Source organism: Thermodesulfobacteriota bacterium, from assembly GCA_035559815.1.
Lineage (GTDB): Bacteria > Desulfobacterota_D > UBA1144 > Nemesobacterales > CSP1-2 > DATMAT01.
Genome location: DATMAT010000054.1, coordinates 1 through 21,977 on the forward strand (window position 1 = coordinate 1; position 21,977 = coordinate 21,977).

Genomic DNA, 21,977 nt, shown 5'->3' on the forward strand with positions numbered 1-21,977 from the left:
GACGTTTATTTTCCCTCCAACAAACCACTTGGAGTATGGCGCTTTCCAATCGAGCACCTTTTTCCACTTCTTATACCAGTGAAGCTCCTTTGCAAAACCCTCCCAGAATGCCTCCCGGTTACGCTCCGCTTTTTTATAAACCGAGTTATCCTTTACATGGGCGCTCGCCCTAAGTTTTTTAGGAGGTGGAAAAGACCTTGCTTCCTCTAGAAGGGCTTCAATGGGTTTTGCCTTAACTTCCACTGTTTAACTCCTTTTTGATGTATAGTAAAGTTCTATTTGGGACGTTTTAAGCTAATCAATCAGATAGCAACTTTTGTACCTAGTCCAAGGAAATAAAAAACTTTAATAATTTCAGGAAAAACAAGAGGTCACTTCAAACCTATGCAAATAGAATTTGGTTTTGTTACCAAAATTTATTGGTTTTATTACCAATAGCAGAAAAGAGGTAATCAAGAAACAGATTTTGATTTCAAGATATCCTCAAAATCGGCAAATCTATTGGTAGGCCTCGAAGAATTTAGATCCTATTCAGAAAACGCATCTCTTTTGATTTCGTATTTCTTCATCTTTTCCCAGAAGTTTTTTACGTCCATATTTGCATGTTTTGCCGCTGTCGTAATTTTCCCTCCATAGATTTCTAGGAGTCCAGATATATAAGTTCTCTCAAAATCCTCGACCACCTTGATCTTGGCCTCTTTGAAGCTTGCAGAAAGGTCAACTGAATTCGTCTCCTTTCTCGTTGATAATAGGTTCTCAATATCGGTGATTATCTCTCCATCCTCGATAATAATGGCCCTTTCAATTATGTTCTCCAGTTCTCTAACATTTCCAGGCCAAGAATAGTTAACTAAAGTGCCGATCGCTTCCTCTGAGATAGATTTTATAGTCTTATTAAACTTATTAGCATATTTCTTAAGGAAAAATACTGCAAGAAGGGGTATGTCCTCTTTTCTTTCTCTAAGGGGTGGTAATTCGATAGGCATGATATTTAACCTGTAGAAGAGGTCTCTTCTAAAATTTCCTTTTTCCACCTCTACCTCTAGATTCTTATTGGTAGTGGCGATAATCCTCACGTCAATGTCTACACTTCTTTCACTGCCTAGACTTATAACCTTTTTATCTTCGATCACCCTGAGAAGTTTGGCTTGAAGTTTGAATGGCATCTCTCCTATTTCGTCGAGTAGAATAGTCCCTCCGTTTGCCATTTGAAAAAGCCCTCTTTTATTCTCATTTGCCCCAGTGAATGCACCTTTTTTAAAACCAAAAAGCTCGCTTTCAAAAAGCTCGTCTGGAATTGCCGCGCAATTAACCTTAATGAAAGGTTTTTCTCGTCGCGGACTATTAAAGTGAATGGCATTAGCAAGAAGCTCTTTGCCGGTGCCGGTTTCACCGTAGATAATAATGGTGGTGTCGAGATCCAGTATGCTCTTCGTAAGTTCAAAAATTTTCATCATTTTTTTGCTCTGAGCAACTATGTTTTCAAACGTAAAACGCTTGCTATACTTATTTATTCGGTATTTATTAGCAAAGCTAAGTTCCTGCCACTTTAGGGCTTTTTCAATTGCCATTAGCATCTCTTCGTTCGAGAAGGGCTTTACCAAGTAATCCTCGGCTCCAAGCTTCATTACCTCAACCGCAGATTCAATAGTGCCGTAAGCGGTCATCATAATAATTGCTAAATCTGCATTCTCTGCCTTAACCTGCTTTATGAATTCCACTCCGTCCATATCTGGAAGCTTTTTGTCAGTAATTATTAGGTCGAAATCCTCTTCTCTTAAAAGACTGAGTGCCGCTTTAGCATTGTCTACAGTTGCTACTCGGTATCCCGCGCGTTCGATATTTTTTAGAAGTGGTTTTAGAAAAATCTCGTCGTCTTCAACTATTAAAATATTTCTTTTCATGGAATGCCACCTCCCCCATGGGTAAAGTTATTTTTAGCCTTGTGCCCTCCTCGGGCACGCTCCTTATATCTATATCGCCTTTATGAAGGTCTATTATCTTCTTTACTATAGCCATTCCCAGTCCTATCCCATTCGGTTTCGTCGTAAAAAATGGATGGTACATCCTTTGTAAATTTTCTTTCGAGATTCCGATGCCGTTATCAATAAACTCTATAAAAACATAGGATTCATTATTATAAAGATTAATCAAGATTCTTCCTTCTTCGTGATTTATTGCTTCAATTGCATTCTTTAAAATATTCGCAAATACTTGTCTAATTTTTATCCCGTCAACATTCAGGTTGATGTCATCTCGAAACCTATCATATAGGACCTGAATCCTCTTTTCCCTGATTTCACGATGGAAAGAATTAACGACTCCTCTAATTATTCGAGCGATGTTGTAGTATTCTTTTTCAAGCTTAGTTTCTCGTGTGAAATCTAGTAGATCATTTATTATGTTTTCTATATCTTTTATTCCTGATAGAATGCTATCAAGCATATCGGTAGTGAAACTCTTTTCACCTAGGTCTCCGCGGATAAGGCCAACGGCCATCTTGATGCCTCCGAGAGGATTTCTTATTTCGTGAGCCACTCCGGCCGCCATTTCTCCCAAGGACGCTAGTTTTTCTTTCTGGATTAATCTTTTCTGCATCTCAATCTGATCAGTTATATCCCTCAGGACTCCCACTATGCCAATCGTGTCTCCTCTCTCATTCAAGATCGAGGTTATAGAGAGATACGCCTGGAATGTATCCCCGTTCTTTTTTCTTACTACGACCTCGCCTCTCCAACTGCTTCCTAGTTGTGTTTCCTTTAGAATCCTTTTCCTTGTTTCTTTGGGTGTGTTTTTGTCTATCAGTTTCAGATAACGCTTTCCTGTAATCTCTTTATTTGAATATCCAATAAGCTTCTCTCCTGCGGCGTTAATAGTTATGACTCTTCCAAACATATCCGTGATGATAATACCGTCGTCCACGCTTCTTACGACGCTCGCAAAAAGCCTCTCCCGCTTTCTCATCTCTTCCTCGGTTACGCGGAGCGATGTTTGCATTCTCTGGAACGACTCGACTATCTTTTCAGCCTCCGCTTTGGAAATCGTAAATTTATCCTCGACGATAAATCTTGCTGCCGCCACGCCTAAATAGGCAGAAAGGAGTTTCTCGACTTTAATCCTCATTTCAAGGAGTTCGTGTATAGAAAAATCGGGCTTTTCCAATCTCTGCTCTGGAAAGAGCTCTTTTAAAAGTAAGTTCGCTCCTTCGTGACCAATATATTTATGGATAAGCTTCTTAATCTCATCCGTAGAGAGTATCGCTTTTCTTTGAAAGAGAGGTTCAAACTCGACTTTCTGAAAAACCTTAACGAATGAGTTTGACTGTATGCTCTCCTCTTCATCCTGCCCGCTGAGAAGGGAGACAAGAATATATGCACCCACATTAAAGAACATAGACCAAAAGACCGTATGCGTTATATCGTCTAAACCACGAAGCCCGAGAAACTCCGTTGGCTTAAGTAAAGAAATATCGAACAGCCCATTAGCTATAATCTCAGATGAAAGAAACCCTTTTTCAACCAGTGCCGGAATAATTAAAGTGTAAAACCAGATAAAAAATCCAAGAGAAATGCCGGTAAATGCGCCTTTCTTGTTTCCCTTGTCCCAGAATATACCTAGCAGTATGGCAGGGGCACACTGAGTTACTGCAGTAAATGAGAGGAGTCCAATGTCTACAAGAAGGTGTCCTTTCCCCAAAATATTTGCATAAAGATAGCCAAGAAGTATTACAACGAGAATCGAGATTCTAGTTGAATATAGGTTTGCTTTGTATATATTCCCCAGTTTTTGCATCTTCAGGATAATGGGAATAACAATATCGTTTGTGATCATCTTGCTTACAGCAATAGAGGAAACCATAACCATGGCGGTTGCTGCTGAAAACCCACCCAGAAACACTGTCATTAGAACTGGATTATTTTTATGGCTTTGTGGAATAAGCAGTATGAAATCGTCAGCCTGGGATATAGGAAACTCGAGAAGAAGCCCTGAAAGTGCTATTGGAAGTACAAAGACGTTTATGAGAAAAAGATAAAGCGGAAACATCCACTTAAGCTGACTTATATGTCTTTCATCACGATTTTGCACGACCATGACGTGAAATTGTCTGGGAAGAAACATAACCGCCATCATGGATATAAAAAGTAATGAGAACCATCTTGAGTAAGAGGTAAATTCATTATTCAAGATTAAAAGCCTTCTATATTCAGAATTCTCATATGCCCTCCTGAATATATCACCAAATCCATCAAAGATTCCGAAGGTCACGTAGAAGCCGACTATGAGAAAAGCAAGGAGCTTGACTAAGGATTCAATAGCTATAAGTGTGAGCAGTCCCTTTTGTTCTTTTGTAAAATCCAGGTTCTTTACACCGAATATAATGGCAAAGATTCCAAGCACTATTACGGCAAAGAAAGTAGGGTCAAAGGATTTAAAAGTAGAGCCCTCTCCTATTATTACGTTTAGTGAAAGTGAAATGGCCCTTAGTTGTAAGGCGATGTAAGGGATAACGCCAAATAATATTAGTACAGTAACCAAGGTGCCTAAAGCATGGGACTTTCCATACCTGCTGTTTATGAAGTCGGATATCGAGGTGATGTTTTGCTCTTTAGAAATTCGGATAATCTTCTTAAGAATAATAGGCCAGAGAATGGCTATAAGAGCGGGACCCAAGTAGATTGTTAAAAATTCTAATCCTCTATTTGCTGCAAGCCCTATACTTCCATAAAAAGTCCATGCCGTACAGTATACAGAAGCGGCAAGAACGTATACAATGGATCGCAATCTATAAGAATCCAAATATTTGCCGTACTTTTCGGAAAAGTAAGCTACAAAAAAGAGGAAGGTCAAATAAATTACGATTATTAAAAAAAGAGAAATATAGGTTACTTGACTCATTCTCAGGAGTCCTCTTCGTTGTCTTCTATAAGATTTATAATAAAAAGAGTGACTATGATGACCAACCAGATAAAGAGCAAGTAAAGTACGAAAACCGGAATTCCAAAAATAAGATTAGGCTGATTGAATATGGTAATTAGGGGCCAGCTAAGGAAAGCTAAAAAGATTATAAAAATTGCTATCCAGAGTTCTTTTGTTACCCCATCACGACCTGTACTGAACAATTATAAAGGATTTGGTATTTGGAATACAACCTCTTTTTAATTTAGTGAGGATTTCACAAACAGCGTATTGAGAACCGGGAATAGAGTGGTAACATTGAGTTCCACTTGGTCTAGCACCTCCGGATATTCAATAGGGTGTTTCATCTTCTTAACACCGTATTTCATAGAAAGTGTGTTAGCTACTACTCTTTCGACGCATACCCGTTTTAGTCTCTCTGGGTTTTCAGAAATCAGGTCCATTATCAAATCATTCAGTCTTTCTATAGCCATAGGGACTTGGTATAGGTCTCGGCAGTAAGGCTCTTCAGGAGTTCCAAAAATCAAATCTAATTTCTTTAAAGCTTTTACGAGCTCATCTGTTTCAATCCATACTCTCATGTAATAAACTTTATTCTCTAGATTTATGGGAAGGAAGGCCTCGTAGTGACCTGTATTAAGGTAACGCGACATATCTATTTCCCTCCTATGATATTTTATTATAAATTCGATTTTATTATAATCCAAAGCGCTTATGTCGCTCATACATTTTCTAGACACTAACCTAGTTTCGGAGATGACGCATGGGAATGAGGGATTAAAGAACTGATCAAACCACAAAAAAACGGAATAAAAAACCAAATCTTAGCTCGAATTAACTCACCCCTCCACCCAGCTTAATCACCTGCTTCTGCGCATGGTAGGAGCTTCTGACGAGGGGGCCGGCCTCTATGTGGGGGATTCCGATCATGGTCTCGCCGTATATCTTCAGGGATTCAAACTCAAGAGGGTGGTAATACCTGGTGATGGGAAGGTGGTCCGGAGATGGCTGCAGATACTGGCCGATTGTGACGATGTCACAGCCGACGTCCTTCAAGTCCCGAAGCGTACCCAAAACTTCCTCTAGTTCTTCGCCAAGGCCGACCATGATCCCCGATTTGGTGAGTAGTCCCTCGTGTCCAATCCTTTTACTTTCTTCCAGGACCCGGAGCGACCACTCGTATCTTGCCTGAGGTCGCACAGCCCTCCTCCGTCCGGATGGAGACTGCTGGGGGAGGTAGTAGAGCCGGGGCACGGTTTCGATGTTGTGGTTCAAAACATCCGGCCTTGCATCCAATACCTCTTTTAATGCGTTCATGTCACCCTTAAAATCGGGGATCAGAACTTCTATGTTAACGTCCGGATTGTATTCTCTTACCTTCCTGATGGTTTCGGCGAATAACAGCGCGCTTTCGTAGTTCTTGTCGTCGCGGTTGACCGATGTGATGACGATGTGGTTGATATAAGCGTTGTTCTCTACAAGCTTGCTGACTGCTTCAGCAACCCTCTCCGGCTCATGCCAGTCAAGCTCCCCACCCCTCCCCGTTTTTACGTTGCAGAATCCGCAGCTTCTGGTGCAGATATCGCCGAGAATCATGAAAGTGAGCGTTCCCGCTCCCCAGCACTCACCGATATTAGGGCATCTGGCCTCTTCACAAACGGTGTGAAGATTGAGGCTTCGCATGAGGGTTTTTAAGTGCTTATAGTTAGCGCCGGAAGGAACCTTGGCCTTGATCCATCTTGGTTTTTGGAGTGTCTGCATATATATAATATAACTCTAATCTAAAAACATAGAGCAAGAAATTTTTATTCCGTTTTTTCTGTCTCGGTGGATGGAGCGCCGAAAGGAGAGGGAGAAAGTATGGATTCTCTTTTATCCCTTTCCAGCTCCTTTATTCTTCTTTCTTTTTCCCTTAGCTTCGACCTCAAAGTCACCGAAGAAAAAGCTCCCCAAATCACGGCAAAGAATACGCCGATTAGAAATGCGGCGACCGTCAGCACCAGATTGGAAGTCAGGTAGGGACCGATTTTATAAACCATGAGGTCGAGCTTAAGCTCAAACTTGTGTGTGAAAACTTCCTGGTTTTGAATAATGAGGACTAGGGCCACGACGAATAGCAAAGCAATGATGATTATCTTGATAAACCTCATTTCTCACCTCTCTCCTTTGATTTTTAATTCTTGAGCAAGCCTGAGATAAGTCTGGTCAAGGTATTCCGGCATAACCCTCAGGTCGCCGATGACCGGCATGAAATTCGTGTCTCCATTCCATCTCGGCACTACATGAAAATGAAGATGATCGTCTATACCCGCCCCGGCCACCCGGCCCAGGTTCATTCCTACATTAAATCCATCCGGCTTAATAACCTTAAGCAACTCCACACACATTATAGTAAGATTCATCAGCTCAAGCCTTTCCGAATCGCTAAGCTCGCTGAGATCACTAGTGTGTCTGTAGGGTACCGACATTAGATGTCCGTTAGAATAGGGGTAACGGTTCAAAATAATAAATCCACTCTCACCCCTATAAAGAATGAGGTTTTTCCGGTCATCCTTTTCTTTTGGTTTTTCACAGAAGATACATACATCTTCCTTTTCCTTGGTGACATAATCTATTCTCCAAGGAGCCCAGATAGTTTTCATAATCAACGTATTATATCAACAAGATAAAAAAGTCCAAAACGTTCTTTTACGGGAAAACCGGATATATTCGGAACTTGAAACTTGGAAAGGAGGAGGTCAATGAATGGCGCCTTTCTTTTAGGGTAGTAAACGACGTCGGGCTCCTCGCCTATTCCGCCCTTGGTTCCAGCCAGATTTATTGCATCGCTGAGGGTGCCGAATTCATCGACCAGCCTCAGGTTTTTTGCCTGCTCTCCGGTGAATACCCTACCATCAGCAATCCTATCTATCTCATCGGGGGCGATTCCCCGGGCTTCGGAAACAGCCAGCTTAAACTGGGAATGCACGTTATCGATGAGTTCCTGGAAATATTCTCTTTCTGCTTCGCTCATTTCCCGGAAGGGGGAGCCGGCGTCCTTGAATTGGCCGCTCTTTATTACCTCAACATCCATCTTCGCCCATCTTATGAGCTGGTCGTAGTTCACAAATTGGGCGATCACGCCAATGCTGCCGGTAATGGTACCGGGGTTGGTTAAGATTTTCTCGGCCCCACAGGCTATGTAGTAACCCCCGGATGCACCGACAGCCCCTAAGCTGGCGATAACCGGCATCTTCTCTCTTAATTCTTTTATCTCGCCGTATATTTCCTGTGACGGACCAACTGCACCGCCCGGAGAGTTTATTCTCACGACCAGGGCTTTAATGCTATCGTCCTTTTTAATCTTGGAAATACTGTCGAGATATATTTGGGAGTCTAAAACTATGTCATCTATGGTCAGTACAGCAACTCTATCCCTAGCCCCAAAGGCATCTTCTCCGGAGATTAAAAGGCCAAACCCCATGCCTATCAGGAATACAAAAAATATGATTGCTAAAACTGCTATAGCAAGAAGGAAACTCCGCAAATCCTGTTACCTCACTCTTCTTTGCCAAAGGATTTTAGTTTATCCCCCAATAGGTCTCCCAGCTTTATCGAAGACTCTCCCTGTGACGATAGAAAGCTCGATACCCTCTCCTTCTCCAGCCAAGCTTCGTATTGTTTCTTGCTCAAATTAACCTGGCGTTTCTTCTTATCAAACCCGGTCACCTGAGCAGTGATTTCTTCATCCAGCTTAACCAGCTTGGATAGGTCTTTTGTTCCATCTTGTCCCAGGTCGGAGCCCCTGATGAAGCCCTCGATTCCGTTTTCGAGCTCAAGAACCACCCCTCTTTCCTTGATATAAATTACCTTTCCAGTGAGGATGGTCTCACCCGGTTTATATTTCTGGAGCGCCTCTTCCCAAGGGTCCATGGTTAGCTGTTTTATCCCCAAGTTGATTCTTCTATTTTTTTCATCCACGTTCAGGACAACTACCTCAATCTGGTCATCAACCTTGAATGACTCGTTAGGGTCGGTATTGCCTCTCCAGGAAATGTCCTGGGGCCTGACCAACCCGACCAAATCCTCGCTTACCTCCGCGAGTATACCCTTAGCCGTGACCTTTTTGACCTTCACCTCTATTCTGGTTCCAGCCGGATTTTGCTCCTTGAATAGTTCCCAAGGGCTGCGCTCGATACGCCTAAGGCTTAACCCGATCCGTTTCTTGCCCGTATCGACCTCGAGCACTACTGCCTCGACACGACTGCCGATGTTAACTACTTCCTTGGGATGTCTGAATTTCTTAGTCCATGTTATCTCCGAGACGTGTACTAGTCCTTCTACCCCCGGCTCGATCTCCACAAAAACGCCAAAATCGGTGATGGAGACCACCTTTCCCCTGATCTTAATCCCTGGTTTATACTTCTTCTCGACCAGAGTCCACGGGTCTGGTTTGGTCTGCTTGAGGCTTAAAGATATCTTTCCACCCTCTTCGATTTTTAATACCACGACCCTTATTTCATCGCCCTCCGAGACAACATTGCTGGGATGTCTTACCCTGCCCCAGGAGAGTTCACTTGCCGGGATAAAACCGTCAACACCCTCTAAGTCTACAAAAACACCCTGGTCGATTATTTTTACCACTTTTCCGGTGACAGCTTTTCCTTCCGTCAGTGTGGAGAGGGCCTTTTTTCTCAGAATTTCTCTCTGCTCTTCGAGATAGATTCTTCTGGAGAGAATTATTCCCTCGTTGGATAGCTTGGTGATCCTAGCTTCCAACTCCTTGCCCACGAATTTATCCAGGTTGGCCTGTGGTCTTAGGTCGATTTGGGAAGCAGGGATAAATGCCCTTATCTCTGCCTCCTTACCTATATCGGCAATAAGCCCCCCCTTCACCTTTTGTATTATTCTAGCGCTCACCAAACTACCGCTTTCCTGAATTTTTTGAAGCCTTTCCGATTCCTTGACCAGGTCGGCCCTTCTCTTGGAAAGCCGGGGAAGTCCCTCGTTGTCTACCCACTTCTCCAGAATCACATCGATTTCGTCTCCTATATTTATCTCCGGCTCGCCGTTTTTCGCCCGAAATTCCTCTACGGCCACGATTCCCTCGGACTTGTAGCCAAAATCGATAAAGGCGTATTCATCGTCGATGCGCACCACTCTACCCTTGAACATTTCTCCCCTGTCCGGCACATTCAGGTTCTCTTCAAGAAGCTCGGCAAAGTTTTTCTCTTCCATATGTTAAATCCCTGTCAACTATTTTTGCAGATTTAATCGAATGAAGGATTATATTTCTTGAATGCCCTGCAGTATTTCCTCTATGATCCAGGACGGGGTCGAAGCCCCCGCCGTAACCCCCACCGTCTTCTCATTCAGGTCCAGGCCCAAAGAACGAATCTCATTTGCCGTCTCTATCTGATAGGTATTGGGGTTTACCTCATGGCATAGTTTGGCGATTTTGGTCGTGTTCGAGCTGTTCTTCCCGCCTATCACCACCATTACATCCACAGACTTGGCCAGCTCGATGGCTTCGCGCTGTTTGTTGAAAATATCATCACAGATAGTGTTAAAAATCTTTATTTCTTCGGTGCTTCGGGCCAGGAATTCGTCCACAACCTCGCGAAACCTTTCGAAAGCTATCGTAGTCTGTGCAACGATTCCAATCTTCCTTTTGGCAAATATTTCCTCTCCTATCTCCGATTTACTTTCCACAATAATCATCTTCTCCGGCTCGGCGTAGCTCCTTGCCCCGATGATCTCTGGATGTTTCTTGTCGCCAACTATTACAATGAAGTATCCCTCTTCGGACAGCTTCTTCACCGCATACTGAAGCTTTTTTACTATGGGGCAGGTAAGGTCGACCACGTTGAGCCCCCGCTCCTTTGCCGTTCCCACCGTTCCCACCGGCACGCCGTGAGCACGGATTATGACCGTCCCGCTGGAAGTATCGTCAAGCTTTTCAGCCACCTTTATGCCCCTTTCCTCTAGGCGTTTCACTACCTGAGGATTATGTATTATGGGACCAAGTGAGTAAACCTCTTGACTATTAGAGTCATCCATAACCTCGAAGGACTTTCTAAGAGCCCTTTCTACCCCAAAGCAAACTCCAGCCGTCTCTGCCAGTATAATCTTTCTAACCATCGTGCTATTTAGACGCCTCCAGCTTCATAATTATCCGGTTGACCACTTCCTCTACGGTAAGGTTAGTGGTATCTATTATGACCGCATTCGGGGCAGGATGCAAGGGCGACTCTGAGCGCTCCATATCCTGTTTATCCCTTTCTTCCATTTCTACCCTTACCTTGCCTATATCCTCATCGATTCCACTCTCTTTTAGTTGGAGCCATCTTCTTCTGGCCCTCTGGTCGAGCGTGGCCTCAAGATAGAACTTGAAATCCGCATCCGGAAAGACATACGTTCCCATATCCCTTCCCTCGGCCACTATATTTCCACCCCTTCCGATCCTCTTTTGCATCCTTTTGAGCACATCCCTAACTATCTTTTTCGTGGCTATGTACGAGGAAAGGCTGGATATCTCCGGGGTCCTGATTTCCTCGGTTATATCCTCTTCATTCAGGATTACCCTTAAATCGGAATTAGAGTCCCTTTGAAGAGAGATATGAACATCGAAAAGCAGGTCGGTAAGCTCTTTTTGGTTATTTAAATCGGTTCCTTTTCTCTTTGCATGAAGAGCCACGGCCCTATACATCGCCCCGGTATCCAGGTAGATAAACCCAAGCCTTTTGGCCAAGGCTCTGGCCACCGTTCCTTTCCCCGCTCCAGAAGGGCCGTCGATTGTTATGATAATCCCTTTTTTCATCTTGTTTACTAGCCCCGAAGTCACCAAGACACTAAGTTATAGTTTAGAAAGAAGGAGTCAGAACCCAGGAGTCAGTAGTCAGAAGCAAAAAGAAAACTTCTAAATTCTGTATTCTGGCTCCTGGCTTTAAACTCATATTCTTCCTTTGTGCCTTCGTGCCTTAGTGGCTAAAATTTCATCAACTTCTGAGCTTACTCATCACATCAAAAAAACCAGGAAAGGACACGGACACGCACTTGGCATCCTCTATCTCCGTAACACCCTTAGCCCGTGTACCGGCAACGGCCAGGGACATGGCAATACGGTGGTCTCCCCAGCTTGAGCACTTGGCCCCTTTTAATATCTCCTTTCCCTTGATTATCATCCCATCATCGAGCTCTTCGACCTCCGCACCCAGCTTTTTGAGTTCGGCAGTCATAGCCCTAATCCTATCCGTTTCTTTTACCCTAAGTTCCCTTGCATCCTTTATTACCGTCTCCCCCTCGGCGAAACACGCTGCCACGGCAATCACCGGAAGCTCGTCTATTGCCTTTGGAATCATTTCACCCTTTATTTCTATACCCCTGAGCATGCTTGATTTAGCTAATATGTCTCCTGCGGGCTCTCCGCTTAGTTCCCTCTCATTCAGGACTTCAATATTACCCCCCATGTTCTTCAATATTTGCAGGATACCGGTTCTGAGCGGGTTTATACCAACATTCCTTATCAGGACTTCCGAGCTTGGGTTAATGAGGGCGGCGACTATGAAGAAGGACGCCGAGGAAATGTCGGCGGGAACAAATATTTGTCTGCCTTTGAATGTGCATCCATTTTTAATCTTAACGCATGTTCCATCCCTGCCACAATTAACCCCAAAATAGGACAGCATCCTTTCCGTATGGTCTCTTGTCGGTGATGGTTCTATGACCTCTGTCTCTCCTTCGGCGTGAAGACCGGCCAGAATCAGAGCAGATTTTACCTGGGCACTGGCCATCGGCATTCGGTAACTGATTCCGGAGAGCTTACTTCCCTGTATGGCCAAAGGAAGCCTTTTCCCGTCATCCCTCCCCCAGATTTTTGCTCCCATAAGGGTGAGGGGTTTTACCACCCTGTCCATAGGGCGGGCCCTTAAATACTTATCTCCGGTTATGGTAGTGAAGAAGTTCTGGCCACTCAGAATTCCTGTAAGCAGCCTTGCCGTAGTCCCGGAGTTGCCGGCATCGATGAAGTCTTCGGGCTCGTTAAGACCAAAAAGTCCTTTTCCTTCTACCTTAACCCTATCATTATTTATCTCCATCTGAACCCCGAGCATCTTCATGGCTTTGGCGCTGGATAACGTGTCATCACAATTCAGGAACCCATTAACCTCGGTAAAGCCTTCTGCCAGCGACCCGATGATAACTGCTCGGTGGGAGATAGACTTGTCCCCAGGGGGAGTGAATTCCCCTTTTAATGGAATAGAATCGCCTTGAACAATTTCTATCGACATAAGTTTAAGAAGCTACCATTTATACCTAAACTGAACAAGTTAAACAGTTCTCGAGGTTGCTTTTGGGCTATAATTTTTTACTCTTGTAGGGAAGGATCTCTTGTTCTACTTCATCTTTTAGCGTCTCATATTCGGGGTCTTTATGAACTAGGATAGCGCTATGACGAGCGGCGAAAGCTGCAATTATAGAATCAGGAATAGAGATGGAGTGCCGTCCTTTATAACGCGCAGCGGTTAGCAGGATCGGTTCATTCATCTCCCAAAGATGCGTCACTCTTAATGCTTTCAGCATAGCGTAGCGATAACCGGCCGTTTGTTCGTCCTTCTCCTGTAAAGTGATGTAATAGACCTCAAACGGGACAACAAAAGGCAATAAAACCGACTCATTTCGGAGAATTTCTTCTACATGGTCGGCACCAGCTTCGTTCTCCATAAGCGTCATAATAGCAGATGTGTCCAGCAAATAAGGTTTCTTCATCTAGGATTGCTGGCGTGTGTATTTTGACCGGCTATCTCTTCTCGCGAATTTTATCTTCCCTTCTTGTTCTCAGAAGTTTTTCGGTTAATTTCTCACCCTTTGCTGAGCCTCGTAAAGCCTGGATTAGGTCTTGAGGCATGGGTATTACGCGAATCTCCATTCCCGTATCAATCCATTCCAAGATAGCGCCTTCATCAATCCTATACTTTCGACGCAGTTCCGCAGGGATTACCGTTTGCCCTCTTTTTGTGACTGTAGTTTTCATGCAATAATCCTTATTTACTGTACAAGATAAAAATAAAATATACAAGATATATTTCTGATACGACTTGGAACTTAGGTATTGACTTATGTGATTATTCGTCGCTCTTGCAAAGGAGATCATCTTGTGAGATATTGGCAATAGGTGCAAAAAACAAGAAATGGCAGAGAACAGATACTTTGGGTTTAATTATCCCAGTACACAGCTTTTCTAGGACCCTCGAGCTAGTGCGTGTCATGACTTTTTGTTTCTCTAAGCTTTTGCCAAACTACAATCCCAACGACTGGTAGCTCGGTCTCGATTTTATCCTTTCTATCCAATCCGCCAAGTTCCCGAATTCGGAAGAAACTGAAATGCCAAATGAGTCTAGGAGTACTACCCTTGGAGTAAAGGCTATGTCGGCAAGACTATAGTTTCCGGCCAGATAGTCGCTTTTTTCCAATAGCTGGTTAAGATAGCTAAGGTGCTTATTTAGCTCGTCTTTGCTCTTTTCTATCAGTTCTTTATCGCGCTTATCTACCGGCCTAAAGGTCATCTGCATGTAGATGTTGAACCAGGGATGGTGAAAATGGGACTCGCAGAAGTCCACCAGAATTCTCACCCTTGACCTGTCCTCAGGAGTAGCAGGCATAAGCGGCGGTTCCGGATATTTTTCTTCGAGATATTCATTAATTACGGTTGATTCATAAATCACCACACCGTTTTTGACCAGTACCGGCACCTTGCCGTAAGGATTGAGTTTTAGAAAATCTTCACTCTTCTGCTCCTTCTTTCTCAAATCTACGAACACCTTCTCATATTCTATTCCCTTTTCGGCCAGAGCCACTCTCACCTTTCGACAAAACGGGCACTGGGGGTAATCGTAGAGTTTGATCATGACGAATAGTATACCTAGACTTCATGCAGGGATTATAAGCTGGATTTTTAGCGCCATAGTTATAGCAATACATGGGCTTGCTAAATACGTGAATGATGTAGGGAACGCATATATGTGTTCCCTACGTTTTTATCCGGCCGGGGAATTAAAGAATTTCGGCCTTACCCCTCCACTAAGGTTTTGATAGCGAGGGTAGGATTAAAAATTCCACTTTCTTATTGTTCTTGACTTATAATGTTAAAAAAGGGTAATTTTATGCTCGGTGTTATTAGATCTTTAACAACACAGATTCTCAAGCGCCGACATAGGCTTAAAAGGGAAATCCGGTGAGAGTCCGGTGCAGCCCCGCTGCTGTGAGTAGCCCATAAGGCGCCTTGCAAGACGCCACTGGTTTTTAGTGTTCTGGGAAGGCGCAAGGTGCTCAGGCTACGAGCCAGAAGACCTGCTTGGGACTCCAGTTTTCACTTATCTTCGAGGGAAGAGGGTGATGTATTCCTTGGACAAGGATAATCCTCGCTCCTCTTCTTTCGAAAGGCGAGGATTTGATGAAAAGATATCTCCAAATCTACTTAATTTTTCTTACTCTAGTACCTTTTGGTTTCTCTTATTCCTCTTCACGGCCTTTTCCAGAAAGAATAATATCCCTCTCTCCGAATATAACCGAGATCATCTACGGACTTGGAGCAATGGAGAAGGTTGTCGGCGTTACGCTTTACTCCGATTTCCCACCGGAAGTCGAAGGTCTTCCAAAAGTCGGGGGCTGGATCGACCCCAACCTAGAAGCGATACTAGAGTTAAAACCGGACCTGGTAATCATGATCGAGGACCAGAATGAAATCTTCGGAGATAAAATCAGAAAACTGGGCTTAAACACGCTCTCCGTAGATTGCAACGGCTCGATCAAAGATATAGCGGACTCGATAGAGCAAATAGGTAGAGCCCTGGGTAAAGAGGCAGAAGCCAAGAAACTGGCGGAAGACATGGATTCCGATTTGGAAGAGATTAGGACGAAAACAAAAAACATCACTCCTAAGAGGCTACTTTTTGTCGTGGGAAGAAACCCGGGGACGCTCGAAGACATTTATGTCATCGGAAGAACCGGTTTTATGAACGAGATGATAACCATCGCCGGGGGTGAAAATGTGATAGATAGCGACAGGCTGGCAGTAAAGGTTTCTAGGGAGGCTATACTCAAGCTCAATCCGGAGGTAATAATCGAGATAAATCATGAAAAGCTGGACAAGAAAGACAAGGTACTGGCGGAATGGGGCGAGCTTAAGCGGGTATCAGCGGTGAGCAATAAAGAGATTTACTCTGTATCCAGCACTGTTCTTCTTCATCCAAGCCAGCGGGTGGTGGAAGGAACCAGAATTTTAGCCAGGATCTTGCACCCGGAGATTTTTGACAGATACGGAAGGATAAATATTCACCACTAAGACACAAAGGAAGAGTATGAGTCTCAACAAGAATCCAGAAGCCAGAATACAGGAGAGACAACTTCTCTTCTTCTGACTTCTACATTCCGTATTCTAACTTAGTGTCTTAGTGCCCTCGTGGTTTAGTCACAAGAAAATATGGAAAAGATAATCGAAGGGGAGAACATAAGGTTTTCCTATGACGGGACCGAGGTTTTAAAAGGGATAGATATCTCCATTGCCAGAGGCAAGATGGTCGGGCTTCTTGGCGCGAATGGCGCCGGAAAGTCGACCCTCCTCAAGATTCTCTCCGGGATAATTAACATAAAGAGCGGACGGTTGTTCTACAAAGGCAAAGAGCTAAAGGGCTTGGACAGAAGGGAAATTGCTAAAAAAATTGCCTATGTTCCCCAGAGTCCGGCCTTCGGTTTTCCTTTCAGCGTTGCGGAAATAGTTCTTATGGGAAGGTCCCCTTATGTGGGAAGGTTTGAATTTGAGAGGGAAAGCGACTGGAAAATCGCTCTCGATGCCATGGAGACGGTGGGAATAGCCCACCTAAAAGAGCGGCTCGTCACCGAGATTTCCGGCGGGGAGAGACAGCTCGTTTCACTCGCCCGTGCTCTAGCCCAGGAGCCTGAAATCATGATTCTTGACGAGCCGGCCACCTTCCTGGATTTAAAGCACAAAACCGAAGCCATGAAATTGCTGAATAAGCTGAAGGAGGAAAAAAACATCTCCGTTATCGCCGCAACGCACGATATCTTCTCAGGGCTATTTTACTTTGACCAGGTCTTAATGCTCAAGGACGGAAGGATATTTGCGTCGGGTGAGTGTGAAGAGATATTGAAAGAAGACGTGTTAACCGCCGTCTATGGAATAGAGGTCAGAGTGAGAAAAGAGGATGGGAAGATATTCGTCCTTCCCGCAGAGTAAAAAAATTAATGTAGAGACGCATGGCAATGCATCTCTACAATAGAAAAGATGAACGCCAAGAAGAAGCTGATCGTCTCGTTGAGTTTACTGTTCCTTTTATGGATTCTAATCGCCGGAATTAGCGTATTTGCCGGAACCTACCAGGTGAACCCGATAAAAGCGCTTCTGTCTGGTGACGAATTATCGAAAACAGTCCTCTTAAAGATTAGAGTTCCCCGGGTGCTGATGGCCGCAGTTGCCGGGGGCACTCTGGCGGTGTGCGGTGCCGGACTTCAGGCCCTTTTTAGAAACCCTCTCGCCTCTCCTTTTACACTGGGCGTCTCGGGCGGAGCGTCGCTGGGCGCACTCATCGCCATAAGGTTGGGATTGGCACAGACCGTTTTTGGCTTCTCATCCATTACTATCTTTGCCTTTCTCTTTGCCGTATTCACCATATTTTTTGTCTATTCAATCTCTAAGGTGAGAGGAGTTGTAGCTACGGGAAGGCTTCTGCTGGCCGGGGTCGTGGCCAACTTTCTCTATTCCGCACTGATCCTGTTCATCCAGTTCTTTTCAGACTTCACTCAATCGCTCCAGACCATGAGATGGATCATGGGAAGTCTTGATGTAGTGGGACTCGACTCCGTTTGGAAAACCGTTCTCCTTGCCATTCCCGGCTGTCTCATTTTACTTTCCATCACCAAGGATATGAATCTATTTGCCCTCGGAGACGACGTTGCTTGCTCCCTTGGGGTGGACGTGGATTCTATGGAGAAAAAAATCTATTTCGCCACCTCGCTCGCGGCGAGCGCGGTAATCTCGGTGACCGGGCCGATCGGGTTTGTCGGGCTCATAATACCACACGTTCTCCGGATGATTCTGGGGGTGGATAACCGGGTTATTCTTCCCTGTTCATTCCTTCTCGGGGCGTCATTCCTCATGGCGATGGACACATTATCCAGGACCCTTTTCTCTCCCGTTGAAATCCCGGTGGGTATAGTTACAGCTTCCATAGGAGGCGTTTTTTTCTTGTGGCTTCTCCTCAGGACAAAAAAGGAAGTGATAGTTTGAATAGCCGCCAGGGGTATTGAAGCGGTAGCATTCAACTTATCATCCTGGCATGCTCGAACATCAAAGCTCGATGATCAGGTTCCTTCCACTGTTCTTAGCCTTATACAGGGCATCGTCCACTCTCTTGATGAGCTTATCGATATCATCTCCTGGCCTAAACTCGGTCAATCCAAAGCTGGCAGTTACCTTTCCGACGTCATCAAATTTATAGCTCTCTATACTACCCGCGGTTCTCTTAGCCAGTATCTTGGCGCCCTCCGAATTAGTTTGGGGTAGAAGCATAACAAATTCCTCTCCCCCCCACCTTCCAAAGTAGTCCGTTTTTCTGATAGTTGTCCTGATAATATCTGCAACCTTTTCCAGGACTAAATCGCCGACCTGATGCCCGTAAGAGTCGTTTATTTCCTTGAAATGGTCCAGGTCAAACATGATCAAAGATAAATCGATTTTATATCTTCTGGCAATCTCTATTTCGTGCTCAAGAACTTCGGTGATCTTGCTTCTGTTGTAGGCTTTGGTGAGTGTGTCTATGGCTGCCACTTTCTTAAGCTGGTTTGCCTGAAGCTCTCTTATGTACTCATAAGAAAACGCCAGAATAGAAACTATGACAAAGCTGAAAAACGCCTGGTGGAGGGTTTCCGATGAATAGGGAACATCGAGAAAATCCCAGTGATGGAGCAGCAAGACGATAAATTCCACAAGAAGCAAAAGGACTATCCACAGGAGCCCTTTCTTTTTACCCTTGAGAAAAAAGGCAAGGAGTGGAAAGGTGGAAAACCAAAAAATACCGGTGTTTTCAAATCCCCCGGTTGCAAGCAGAAACGAAAGAAGAAAAATCATCAGTATAAGGACTATGGAACCAGCCAGCCGTTTATGCGGGTTTAATCTTAGGCGAGACGGGGCGTTTCTAGTTTCCATTATGCTCGCTCTCTGGGTTTGTCTTGCTTCCCGACCGGGCCTTCATAATCTGCCTTGATTGCCTGTATGCACCTACCTGCTAAAAAATCGAATTATTGTTTTATTGATTGTATCAAAAAATCTAATAGATTTGAATCTCAAAAATAAATATAACTATTACGAAAATAGGGAGGTTAAAAAGGTTACAGTGAAGTTTACCGGTTGTTCCGTAGCATGATAAAGATTAAAGAAGACACGTTTAAAACCTGGTAGCCGGTATCGCCAATGGCCTTCCCGCTTTGGTTATATACTGGTCGCCTGTTGGAATATTCTCAAAAGCTCAGCAGCTAGCCTTTGAGGGTTATTTTCTATCGATGCCCTTGAAATATGCAGGCAAATGTTAATCTTAATACTGTAGACTGAGATGAAAGAAGTAGGACTGGACTGGAACAAACTGGAACCAATCATAGAAAACGCACTCCGTGAGGATGTTGACGGTGGGGATATCACCACAAACCAACTATTTCCCGAGGGAGGAAAATGCCGGGCGGTAATTATGGCGAAAGAAGAGGGTAGAGTGGCTGGCCTTCCCATTGCCAGAAAGGTTTTTATGAAGCTCGATAAAAATGTCCTCTGGAATGAGAGAATGCGAGACGGCCAAACAGTAAGGCCAAAAGATATTCTCGCTGAAATCGAGGGCTCAACCCGGGCCATCCTCACCGGAGAGCGCACAGCGCTCAATTTTCTTCAGAGGCTATCCGGGATTGCCACCCTTACCTCCAAATTCGTGAAAGCGGTAGAGGGGCTTCCGGTAAAGATACTGGATACGAGAAAAACCGCACCGGGACTCAGAATCATGGATAAATATGCAGTATCGGTTGGCGGCGGATACAACCACCGCTTCGGGCTTTATGACGGCGTTTTAATTAAGGATAACCATATAAAACTCGCTGGTGGTATAACGAATGCAGTCAGGCTCATCCGCCAGAGTGGTAAAACTGAATCCAAAATAGAGGTGGAGACATCTACTCTCGAGGAAGTAAAGGAGGCACTTTCTGTCGGGGTAGACTGGATTATGCTAGATAACATGCCCATAGAGCTAATGAAAGAGGCGGTGAGAATCATAGACCACAAAGCCATCACCGAAGCATCGGGGGGAGTCACATTGAAGAACATCAGGAGCATCGCTGAGACCGGGGTTGATTCTATATCCATAGGCTCTCTTACGCATTCTCCCAGCGCTTTAGACGTAGGGATGTATATGGTATAGTAATCAACATCAAGGCAGGTACAGCAGGTATAAGAAAAGAGATGGAAGACCGCACTCGGGTTGTTGAAGAAATCGATAGGCTCAGAAAACAAAAAAATGCGGTGATAATTGCCCACAATTATCAAATAGGAGAGGTCCAGGATATCGCCGACTTTGTGGGGGACTCTCTTGCTCTCTCCCAAATGGCCGCTAAAACCGAGGCAGATATAATTGTATTCTGCGGCGTTCACTTCATGGCCGAAACCGCATCTGTAATCTGTCCAGATAAGAAGGTGCTAATACCCGACCTTCAAGCGGGATGCTCTCTTGCCGATACGATCGACGCAGAACAGTTGAGGGAATGGAAAGAGGAACATCCCAATGCGGTTGTGGTCTCTTACGTAAATACCAGCGCCGAGGTTAAAGCGGAGAGTGATTACTGCTGCACTTCCTCTAACGCGGTAAAAGTGGTGAACTCAATCCCTGAAGATAAGGAGATTCTCTTTCTGCCGGATATGTTTCTTGGAACTTATGTGGCTAAGGTTACTGGACGAAAACTCAATATCTGGCTTGGAGAGTGCCACGTTCATGCCGGTATCAGGCCTTCTAATATCGACAAGATGAGGGAAGCTCACCCGGAAGCGGAAATGCTCATCCATCCCGAATGCGGCTGCACCACGTCTTTCATGTGTTATACAGCCAACGGGTCGATTAAAAATGGGCACACCCATTTCCTTTCCACCGGCGGGATGATCAACCATCCGAAACGCTCTAAGGCAAGGGAATTTATAGTGGCTACCGAGACCGGAATACTCCACAGGATGAGGAAAGAGAATCCGGATAAGACCTTTTACCCGGTCAAGGAAGACGCAATTTGTAAATACATGAAAATGATAACCCTGGATAAGGTCTTAACTTCCTTAAGAGAGGAAGTATACGAAGTAAAGGTTCCGGAAAAGATCGCCCTAAGAGCCAAGAAGGCCATCGACCGGATGCTGGAGATATCGGCTAATTAAGCCCTGATTTTGGTCTTGTTTTAAATTCCCTTTCAATCCATAAATCAAATTCATCTTCACCAGTTTTGTCCGGATTTTCTCTGTCCTAGTGCCAACGAAGCGGATTATTGATAATATACTCGCGGATGCGATTGAGGGAGCCTTCGTCCCGGATAATATGTTCGTAGTAGCTGCGTTGCCAAAATTTTCCAACGGCGTCAAGCATATTTTCTTTTATATATTTCAACCATTCATTTACATATATCGACTTAAAGGCCCCGATAATTTCACCGATGGTAGGGGCGGGGCTTGCACCCGCCCTATTATTTTGGGCAACCACTAGGGTTGCCCCTACAATTATTAGTATCCCATGTATATGATTTGGCATAATGATAAATTCACTCAACTGAACACCTGGGTATCCGTTAGGTATCTTTAGCCATTCTAGATTAACAATTTCTTTAAACTTAGCATATTTTTCAAAGTACAATTCTCTATCTTTCGTGCATATCGTTACAAAATAAGCACTAGGCTTTGAATAATTATATTCTTTCAATCTAATACTACGCCTATAGTACCTCTTGGAATCGCGGGACATCGCTTTATAGATTAATTATATCAATTTTAAAACCGTAGA

Annotated in this window: 22 protein-coding genes and 1 riboswitch; of the genes, 5 read left to right on the forward strand and 17 right to left on the reverse strand. The window is 44.3% G+C overall.

Annotated features, from left to right (window positions below; translation table 11 throughout):
• From VNN20_13615 to VNN20_13685, 15 genes are all read right to left on the reverse strand, one after another.
• Positions 1–243, reverse strand: a 243-nt coding sequence (locus tag VNN20_13615; protein ID HWP93226.1) for an acetyl-coenzyme A synthetase N-terminal domain-containing protein, incomplete at its 3' end; no start/stop codon positions are given.
• A 284-nt stretch (positions 244–527) separates the two neighbouring features.
• Positions 528–1,904 carry a sigma-54 dependent transcriptional regulator gene (locus VNN20_13620; protein ID HWP93227.1) on the reverse strand — a complete coding sequence of 459 codons (1,377 nt, stop codon included), beginning with the start codon at positions 1,902–1,904 and terminating at the stop codon, positions 528–530.
• Positions 1,879–4,896: an ATP-binding protein gene (locus tag VNN20_13625; GenBank protein HWP93228.1), complete on the reverse strand. Its 3,018-nt coding sequence runs from the start codon at positions 4,894–4,896 to the stop codon at positions 1,879–1,881. The genes VNN20_13620 and VNN20_13625 overlap by 26 nt, the downstream gene beginning before the upstream one ends.
• 260 nt (positions 4,897–5,156) lie before the next feature.
• A complete protein-coding gene (locus VNN20_13630; protein HWP93229.1) occupies positions 5,157–5,570 on the reverse strand; it encodes a hypothetical protein in 414 nt (137 codons plus the stop codon).
• Positions 5,571–5,751: 181 nt separating this feature from the next.
• Positions 5,752–6,678: a lipoyl synthase gene (lipA, locus tag VNN20_13635; GenBank protein ID HWP93230.1), complete on the reverse strand. Its 927-nt coding sequence runs from the start codon at positions 6,676–6,678 to the stop codon at positions 5,752–5,754.
• 44 nt (positions 6,679–6,722) lie between these two features.
• Positions 6,723–7,067, reverse strand: a complete 345-nt coding sequence (locus VNN20_13640; GenBank protein ID HWP93231.1) for a LapA family protein — start codon at positions 7,065–7,067, stop codon at positions 6,723–6,725.
• 3 nt (positions 7,068–7,070) lie between these two features.
• On the reverse strand, positions 7,071–7,559 hold the full coding sequence (locus VNN20_13645; protein HWP93232.1) for an HIT domain-containing protein: 489 nt from the start codon (positions 7,557–7,559) through the stop codon (positions 7,071–7,073).
• Positions 7,560–7,561: 2 nt separating this feature from the next.
• Positions 7,562–8,443 carry a signal peptide peptidase SppA gene (gene sppA / locus VNN20_13650; protein ID HWP93233.1) on the reverse strand — a complete coding sequence of 294 codons (882 nt, stop codon included), beginning with the start codon at positions 8,441–8,443 and terminating at the stop codon, positions 7,562–7,564.
• A gap of 11 nt (positions 8,444–8,454) precedes the next feature.
• Positions 8,455–10,134 carry a 30S ribosomal protein S1 gene (locus tag VNN20_13655; GenBank protein ID HWP93234.1) on the reverse strand — a complete coding sequence of 560 codons (1,680 nt, stop codon included), beginning with the start codon at positions 10,132–10,134 and terminating at the stop codon, positions 8,455–8,457.
• A 48-nt stretch (positions 10,135–10,182) separates the two neighbouring features.
• Entirely contained in the window at positions 10,183–11,037 is an 855-nt protein-coding gene (gene ispH, locus VNN20_13660) for a 4-hydroxy-3-methylbut-2-enyl diphosphate reductase (protein ID HWP93235.1), read from the reverse strand.
• 4 nt (positions 11,038–11,041) lie between these two features.
• A complete protein-coding gene (cmk, locus tag VNN20_13665; protein ID HWP93236.1) occupies positions 11,042–11,716 on the reverse strand; it encodes a (d)CMP kinase in 675 nt (224 codons plus the stop codon).
• 178 nt (positions 11,717–11,894) lie between these two features.
• Entirely contained in the window at positions 11,895–13,184 is a 1,290-nt protein-coding gene (aroA, locus tag VNN20_13670; GenBank protein HWP93237.1) for a 3-phosphoshikimate 1-carboxyvinyltransferase, read from the reverse strand.
• Between the two features lie 67 nt (positions 13,185–13,251).
• Positions 13,252–13,662: a PIN domain-containing protein gene (locus VNN20_13675; GenBank protein HWP93238.1), complete on the reverse strand. Its 411-nt coding sequence runs from the start codon at positions 13,660–13,662 to the stop codon at positions 13,252–13,254.
• Positions 13,663–13,693: 31 nt separating this feature from the next.
• The gene (locus tag VNN20_13680) at positions 13,694–13,927 is read right to left on the reverse strand and encodes an AbrB/MazE/SpoVT family DNA-binding domain-containing protein (GenBank protein ID HWP93239.1); all 234 of its coding nucleotides are present in this window, start codon (positions 13,925–13,927) and stop codon (positions 13,694–13,696) included.
• Positions 13,928–14,192: 265 nt separating this feature from the next.
• A complete protein-coding gene (locus VNN20_13685) occupies positions 14,193–14,801 on the reverse strand; it encodes a glutathione S-transferase family protein (protein HWP93240.1) in 609 nt (202 codons plus the stop codon).
• A gap of 277 nt (positions 14,802–15,078) precedes the next feature.
• Positions 15,079–15,266, forward strand: a riboswitch (cobalamin riboswitch).
• Between the two features lie 80 nt (positions 15,267–15,346).
• Between VNN20_13685 and VNN20_13690 the strand changes: the two genes are divergently transcribed.
• The 3 genes from VNN20_13690 (at position 15,347) to VNN20_13700 (ending at position 18,199) form a co-directional block, all read left to right on the forward strand.
• Positions 15,347–16,237: a cobalamin-binding protein gene (locus VNN20_13690; protein HWP93241.1), complete on the forward strand. Its 891-nt coding sequence runs from the start codon at positions 15,347–15,349 to the stop codon at positions 16,235–16,237.
• A 138-nt stretch (positions 16,238–16,375) separates the two neighbouring features.
• A complete protein-coding gene (locus VNN20_13695) occupies positions 16,376–17,149 on the forward strand; it encodes an ABC transporter ATP-binding protein (protein ID HWP93242.1) in 774 nt (257 codons plus the stop codon).
• Positions 17,150–17,197: 48 nt separating this feature from the next.
• Complete coding sequence (locus VNN20_13700) at positions 17,198–18,199, forward strand: iron ABC transporter permease (protein ID HWP93243.1); 1,002 nt, start codon at positions 17,198–17,200, stop codon at positions 18,197–18,199.
• A gap of 60 nt (positions 18,200–18,259) precedes the next feature.
• On the opposite strand, the gene VNN20_13705 is transcribed toward VNN20_13700, so the two are convergent.
• A complete protein-coding gene (locus tag VNN20_13705) occupies positions 18,260–19,117 on the reverse strand; it encodes a GGDEF domain-containing protein (protein ID HWP93244.1) in 858 nt (285 codons plus the stop codon).
• Between the two features lie 403 nt (positions 19,118–19,520).
• Here VNN20_13705 and nadC point away from each other — a divergent pair, with 403 nt between their 5' ends.
• On the forward strand, positions 19,521–20,366 hold the full coding sequence (gene nadC / locus VNN20_13710; GenBank protein ID HWP93245.1) for a carboxylating nicotinate-nucleotide diphosphorylase: 846 nt from the start codon (positions 19,521–19,523) through the stop codon (positions 20,364–20,366).
• Between the two features lie 41 nt (positions 20,367–20,407).
• Positions 20,408–21,361, forward strand: a complete 954-nt coding sequence (nadA, locus tag VNN20_13715) for a quinolinate synthase NadA (protein HWP93246.1) — start codon at positions 20,408–20,410, stop codon at positions 21,359–21,361.
• 85 nt (positions 21,362–21,446) lie between these two features.
• On the opposite strand, the gene VNN20_13720 is transcribed toward nadA, so the two are convergent.
• Complete coding sequence (locus VNN20_13720; GenBank protein ID HWP93247.1) at positions 21,447–21,896, reverse strand: transposase; 450 nt, start codon at positions 21,894–21,896, stop codon at positions 21,447–21,449.
• Positions 21,897–21,977 lie beyond the last annotated feature (81 nt).

Coding starts and splice junctions, on each gene's coding strand:
- nadA (HWP93246.1), top strand. CDS start 20,408: ATGGAAGACCGCACTCGGGTTGTTGAAGAAATCGATAGGCTCAGAAAA.
- VNN20_13690 (HWP93241.1), top strand. CDS start 15,347: ATGAAAAGATATCTCCAAATCTACTTAATTTTTCTTACTCTAGTACCT.
- VNN20_13705 (HWP93244.1), bottom strand. CDS start 19,117: ATGGAAACTAGAAACGCCCCGTCTCGCCTAAGATTAAACCCGCATAAA.
- aroA (HWP93237.1), bottom strand. CDS start 13,184: ATGTCGATAGAAATTGTTCAAGGCGATTCTATTCCATTAAAAGGGGAA.
- VNN20_13685 (HWP93240.1), bottom strand. CDS start 14,801: ATGATCAAACTCTACGATTACCCCCAGTGCCCGTTTTGTCGAAAGGTG.
- VNN20_13620 (HWP93227.1), bottom strand. CDS start 1,904: ATGAAAAGAAATATTTTAATAGTTGAAGACGACGAGATTTTTCTAAAA.
- ispH (HWP93235.1), bottom strand. CDS start 11,037: ATGGTTAGAAAGATTATACTGGCAGAGACGGCTGGAGTTTGCTTTGGG.
- VNN20_13680 (HWP93239.1), bottom strand. CDS start 13,927: ATGAAAACTACAGTCACAAAAAGAGGGCAAACGGTAATCCCTGCGGAA.
- VNN20_13675 (HWP93238.1), bottom strand. CDS start 13,662: ATGAAGAAACCTTATTTGCTGGACACATCTGCTATTATGACGCTTATG.
- VNN20_13630 (HWP93229.1), bottom strand. CDS start 5,570: ATGTCGCGTTACCTTAATACAGGTCACTACGAGGCCTTCCTTCCCATA.
- VNN20_13655 (HWP93234.1), bottom strand. CDS start 10,134: ATGGAAGAGAAAAACTTTGCCGAGCTTCTTGAAGAGAACCTGAATGTG.
- VNN20_13695 (HWP93242.1), top strand. CDS start 16,376: ATGGAAAAGATAATCGAAGGGGAGAACATAAGGTTTTCCTATGACGGG.
- VNN20_13625 (HWP93228.1), bottom strand. CDS start 4,896: ATGAGTCAAGTAACCTATATTTCTCTTTTTTTAATAATCGTAATTTAT.
- VNN20_13640 (HWP93231.1), bottom strand. CDS start 7,067: ATGAGGTTTATCAAGATAATCATCATTGCTTTGCTATTCGTCGTGGCC.
- cmk (HWP93236.1), bottom strand. CDS start 11,716: ATGAAAAAAGGGATTATCATAACAATCGACGGCCCTTCTGGAGCGGGG.
- VNN20_13700 (HWP93243.1), top strand. CDS start 17,198: ATGAACGCCAAGAAGAAGCTGATCGTCTCGTTGAGTTTACTGTTCCTT.
- nadC (HWP93245.1), top strand. CDS start 19,521: ATGAAAGAAGTAGGACTGGACTGGAACAAACTGGAACCAATCATAGAA.
- lipA (HWP93230.1), bottom strand. CDS start 6,678: ATGCAGACACTCCAAAAACCAAGATGGATCAAGGCCAAGGTTCCTTCC.
- VNN20_13645 (HWP93232.1), bottom strand. CDS start 7,559: ATGAAAACTATCTGGGCTCCTTGGAGAATAGATTATGTCACCAAGGAA.